Here is a 4,759-nt window from a genome sequence, read left to right as displayed (position 1 = left end):
CAGTCGCCTGATGCGTGGGCTGGGCTCAAGTATCTACCCCCGCAACGTCGACTACCCGGCGTTCAACGAGGTGCACTGGGTGGCCCCGGCCGAAGCCGTCTGGGCGGCCCGCGCCTTGGCGGCGACCCACCACGCCAGCGGCGGCTGGAGTGTGGGTGCGGTCGCCCTGGTGGCCGGTTGGGCCGCGCGCACCATGTCCGCGCACACCACCATCGCCGCGGTGTTTCCCGATGGCCCGCAACGCTATTTCGACACCATCTACAACGACGACTACTGCCGCGAACACGGCCTGCTCGAGCAATTCCCGCCAGAGGAGCCGGCCACCATCGCCGACCCCACCGGGCACGTGGTGCAGTCCTGGACCCGGTGCGCCACCGTCGTCGACCCCACCGCAGCACTGCGCTAAAGGCTCTCGTCGCCTCATCCCGCAGCTTCGACCGGCCCACCCGGATGCTGATGATCGACAGTTCGGCATCAACATGACTCTCTACATGTTGATGCCGAACTCAGCATCCTTCGCTTCGACGAGTCAACCAAATCCCCACCGCGTCAAACAGATTCATTTGTGGGTCTTCGTAGCATCTCGGACAGGACAACTCATGTCATTCGTGACCACACAGCCGGACATGCTGGGGGCCGTCGCCGGCGACTTCACGGGGATCGGTTCGGCCATGAGCGCCGCGAATCCGGCAGCAGCCGTCTCGACCATCGGAGTGGTTCCCGCCGCTGCCGACGAGGTGTCGGCGCTGACCGCGACGCAGTCCGCCGCGCACGCGAGCCGGTATCAAACGGTGATCGCCAACGCCGCGGCGATTCAGGACCAGTTCGTGGCCGCAATGGCGGCCAGTGCCGACTCGTATGCGGTAACTGAGGCCGCCAACGCGAGCGCAGCCGGCTAGGAGTGTGCAGCCATGGACTTCGGTGCGTTGCCGCCGGAGATCAACTCCGCCCGAATGTATGCCGGTCCCGGGTCAGCGCCGATGCTGGCCGCTGCGGCGGGCTGGGACGGGTTGGCCGCCGACCTGGCGTCGGCGGCAGCGTCTTACAGCTCGGTGATCTCGGGCCTGACCGGCGGGCCGTGGCTGGGTCCGGCGTCGATGTCGATGGCGGGCGCAGCTGCACCCTATGCGGCGTGGATGAATACCACCGCCGCCCAGGCCGAGCAGACCGCCAGCCAGGCCAGGGCCGCGGCGGGCGCCTACGAAGCCGCGTTTGCGATGACGGTGCCGCCCCCGGTGATCGAGGCGAACCGGGCCCTGCTGATGGCGCTGGTCGCCACCAACCTTCTTGGGCAAAACACGCCGGCGATCGCGGCCACCGAAGCACAGTACGGCCAGATGTGGGCTCAGGACGCGACCGCCATGTACCTGTATGCCGGCTCCTCGGCGGCGGCATCGGCAGTGACCCCGTTCACCGCGCCGCAGCCCGCCACCAACCCGGCCGGGCTCGCCGGGCAGAGCGCCGCGGTCGCCCAGGCCACCGGTACCTCGGCCAGCACCGACACCCAGGCGGTGCTGGCACAGCTGACCTCCACGGTGCCCACCGCGCTGCAGCAACTCGCGTCGCCTGTGTCGTCCACCTCGTCCACGTCGTTGCTGTCCACTCTGAGCTCGTCGCTGAGCCCCCTGACGACCGGCATGTCGATGACCAGTTCGCTCGGGTGGATATCGAGTGCGCTGCTATCGAACCTGAATCAAGTGAAAAATCTGACCATGCCGGCCGCCGCCGGCGCTACGGCGGCGGGGTCGGGTCTGACGGGCGGGCTCGCTTCGGGTTTGACCGCCGGGTTCGGTTCGGGCGCGCTGGGATCGGCGGGTTCAGTAGGTCTTGGCGGAGCGGCCGTGCCCGCGGGTGTGGGCCGGGCGGCCTCGATCGGGGCGTTGTCGGTGCCGCCGAGCTGGGCCGCCACAGCGCCGACGATCGCCCCGACCGCCGCCGGGGCGCTGTCCGGCACCATTGCGGGCGCCACCCCCGCAGCCACGGCAAGCGGGGCAAGCCTGCTCGGCGCGCCGCTGGCGCGAATAGGCGGGCGCAACACCGGCAACGTCGCCAATCCTGACCTCCGCTTCATGCCCCGGCTCGCGGTGGTGCCACGCTCACCGACCATCGGATGACAGGAAGGAAGGAAGGAAGGAAAGGATCTACGTCTGTCAGATCGGCCGCTATGCCGGACGTCATCGCAACCATCCCAACGTTCAGATCAAGGTAAGGAAATACCACGATGGCCACACGGTTCATGACTGACCCACATCAGATGTGTTCTGTGGCAGACCGTTTCGACCTGCATGCTCAAACGGTCGAATATGAGGCCCGCACGATGTGGCCGTCGGCTCCAGCTGGGCCTGACTCAACGCCTCAGCGCTGCAACATGCAGCCAGAAAGTCATTGCCCCGCAGGCTCCCTCGGCGGCGCACCAAACGACTTCGGCGGCCTCACCAGGGTGGTGTGCGTGCACTGGCCTAGCAATTTTCGCCCATCGTTTGAACGAAACGAGCTACCTACTCGTGTCCTAGCAAGAAGGGTAATGATGAACAGTCGAGCGCCCCACATCACAGGCCAGACAGTGGAATCCGCGTACAAACAGATCCTCCACCAGCAGCACGACGCAGCATTGTGGCGGTACGCCCCGCACCTAACCAGCGACCGGGCACGCGCCAAAAGCCTTATACAGGAGACGCTGCGGCATGCATGGCAGCAGCATCCCACCAAGCGGTCAGGGGCCACCCGATGATGCCACAATGTCAACCAGGGGCGCCGTTTGACGGCGAACCGTCCCGGCACAGTGACCACGCCTACGCGTTGTGGGACGCGGCCTACGTACTGGGATCGCTATCGCGCGCCGACCGGCTGGAATTCGAGGCGCATATGCGCGGTTGCGTGTCATGCCGGGAAGCCGCCGCCGAACTAACTGGCATGCCTGCCCTGCTGTCCCAGCTCGACCAAAACCAAATGACCGCAATCAACGAAGGCGCGAACGCGTCCGCAGCGCCGCGACCTCCCGAGGCATTGACCTCCTTGCTGGCCAAGGTGGCCTGGCGCCGGCGCCGCTCGCACCTGATAGCCGGCACCGCCGCCGCGGCCGTGGCGCTGCTGCTGTGCGGGTTCGTCACCGACGCGGCCCATTCCTCAACATTCGTCCCACAACCGGCGCAGACGAGCGTGTCAACGGCGGAGTTGACCCCGGCGTGGACAGCCAAAGGCGCTCCGCACCAAAACCTGTCGGATCGAGGTGTCACAAGAACGCTCCTCGGGGCCGCCATGGCTATACAACTGTCTGTCGCGCACTCAGCCTTAGTCGTTGCTGAACCGAATTCGAAGGTTAACCCCCCCAAACCATTCAGCGGCCTAAGCTGCGACTGCCACCAAGCGCCTACTACCGGCGAACCGTCACTGAGCCGCGAGATTGCGCGGGGACTTCGGGATGCGAGATTCCCCGGTTCGCACTCCTAGCATTTGCGCATCAAAGGCGGAGTTGCACCCGAAATTACCGGTGGCGAAGCCAATCAGTCGAGACCTCCCTACTGAGTCTGCGCCCAAAACTGCCTTCCAGCAGGGCTTCCCAGCTTCAACCCGCCAGCCGGATCGACGATTGTCATCAAGGATCGTGATTCATCTGATGTGAAACGACGGGGTCTTACTCATGGATAACTGCTGTTATCCATCAGTGTGCCGGGTTGACGACTTGCGAGCACGACCTGACGCCGCGCCGCCGCGCCGGGCTAATCTTCGGCCAGGGCGCTTCCCGGCAAGCGACCTGGCGACGCGCCTACGACAAGCACATAGGCGTGCGCGAGCTTCAGCACTGTCTCGCTGTTTCCAGCTGACGCTGCGCGCGACTTGATCTGGGCCAGGAGTTCTCTTTTCGCCTCGGCTCTTAGCTGTTCATCCTGGTCGTGGATGTCGCCACCATTGTCCGACAACTGCTGCTCCCCTCAACTTGATGTGTCGCTGCGGTATCGCAGCGAGGTCGACTGTAGACCCTGATTCGGCGGCTGCAATCCTTCTGAAGAGTGTTAACTCTCGATGCTGGGGAACCGTATCCAACGCCGAATTTGGCGGTGTTGTTAGCCGTCGAGGGGTCTGGTTGGTGATACTGCGCGGCGTGTCGCTCGATGCGCTGGTAGCTGAGGCTGGTCGTGCGCTCGGCGACCCGAATTTGTTCGGTCCCGCACGTGCACGGGTTGCCGATCCTCGCTGCAGTCACGGGTCGCGATATTTATCTGCGCCAGCCCGCGAGTCCTCGGCGGCTAGAGATCTGGCTATGACGCCACGAGTTCTTGCAGGCCAGCGGTCACCACGTAGACACGACCGCCGAGCCGACGTACGGGTAGCTCGCCTGATGCAGCGAGCCTGTAGGCGGCTGCCCGGCTGATCCCCAGTAATGCTGCGGCACGAGGAACTGCGAGGAGCAGCGGAAGCTCGTTAAATACATTGTGTTGCAGCATGACTCATCTTCTTTCTTGCGAAGCTATGTATGAGGGATGCCTTTTGGCAGCTTCCTGGGTACTGCACCGTGGACAAAAGGCTGCTGCGTCAGTTCCGTCAGCGAGAGTGACCGTGATTGTGCGCGATTGAGGATCCCCGCATTCACCGCACCACGCCAAAGCCGAAGCCCGCGCCATAGAGGGGTCGGGGAGTGTCAACGACGGCCGAAAATTGACCCCCTTTCGACGGTTGAAAATTGACCCCCTTGGTGTTCATTCTTCGGTGGCCGATCCCGGGACTCGCCCGAGATCGCGGTCTTTGATGCGGTAAGAGT

At 64.6% G+C, this 4,759-nt stretch carries 4 protein-coding genes and 2 pseudogenes; 5 read left to right on the top strand and 1 reads right to left on the bottom strand.

All coding sequences use genetic code 11. The annotated features are described in order from the left end of the window. From CYU59_RS04435 to CYU59_RS04415, 5 genes and pseudogenes are all read left to right on the top strand, one after another. Window positions 1-406, top strand: a pseudogene (locus CYU59_RS04435) (pyridoxal-5'-phosphate-dependent protein subunit beta); the annotation flags it as partial. A gap of 193 nt (window positions 407-599) precedes the next feature. Beyond that, window positions 600-899 carry a PE family protein gene (locus CYU59_RS04430; protein ID WP_292976304.1) on the top strand — a complete coding sequence of 100 codons (300 nt, stop codon included), beginning with the start codon at window positions 600-602 and terminating at the stop codon, window positions 897-899. 12 nt (window positions 900-911) lie between these two features. Beyond that, entirely contained in the window at window positions 912-2,114 is a 1,203-nt protein-coding gene (locus CYU59_RS04425) for a PPE family protein (protein WP_292976301.1), read from the top strand. Between the two features lie 107 nt (window positions 2,115-2,221). Beyond that, window positions 2,222-2,332, top strand: a pseudogene (locus tag CYU59_RS04420) (WXG100 family type VII secretion target); the annotation flags it as partial. A 356-nt stretch (window positions 2,333-2,688) separates the two neighbouring features. Then, the gene (locus CYU59_RS04415; protein WP_363113866.1) at window positions 2,689-3,450 is read left to right on the top strand and encodes a zf-HC2 domain-containing protein; all 762 of its coding nucleotides are present in this window, start codon (window positions 2,689-2,691) and stop codon (window positions 3,448-3,450) included. 809 nt (window positions 3,451-4,259) lie between these two features. Here CYU59_RS04415 and CYU59_RS04410 read toward each other — a convergent pair. Continuing rightward, window positions 4,260-4,445: a helix-turn-helix domain-containing protein gene (locus tag CYU59_RS04410; protein ID WP_292976299.1), complete on the bottom strand. Its 186-nt coding sequence runs from the start codon at window positions 4,443-4,445 to the stop codon at window positions 4,260-4,262. Window positions 4,446-4,759 lie beyond the last annotated feature (314 nt).

It is taken from the genome of Mycobacterium sp., assembly GCF_002863225.1.
Classification (GTDB): domain Bacteria; phylum Actinomycetota; class Actinomycetes; order Mycobacteriales; family Mycobacteriaceae; genus Mycobacterium.
Note: the sequence above shows the minus strand (reverse complement) of the source record. Positions and strands in the feature narration are given on the sequence as shown.

Coding starts and splice junctions, on each gene's coding strand:
- CYU59_RS04430 (WP_292976304.1), top strand. CDS start 600: ATGTCATTCGTGACCACACAGCCGGACATGCTGGGGGCCGTCGCCGGC.
- CYU59_RS04425 (WP_292976301.1), top strand. CDS start 912: ATGGACTTCGGTGCGTTGCCGCCGGAGATCAACTCCGCCCGAATGTAT.
- CYU59_RS04415 (WP_363113866.1), top strand. CDS start 2,689: ATGGCAGCAGCATCCCACCAAGCGGTCAGGGGCCACCCGATGATGCCA.
- CYU59_RS04410 (WP_292976299.1), bottom strand. CDS start 4,445: ATGCTGCAACACAATGTATTTAACGAGCTTCCGCTGCTCCTCGCAGTT.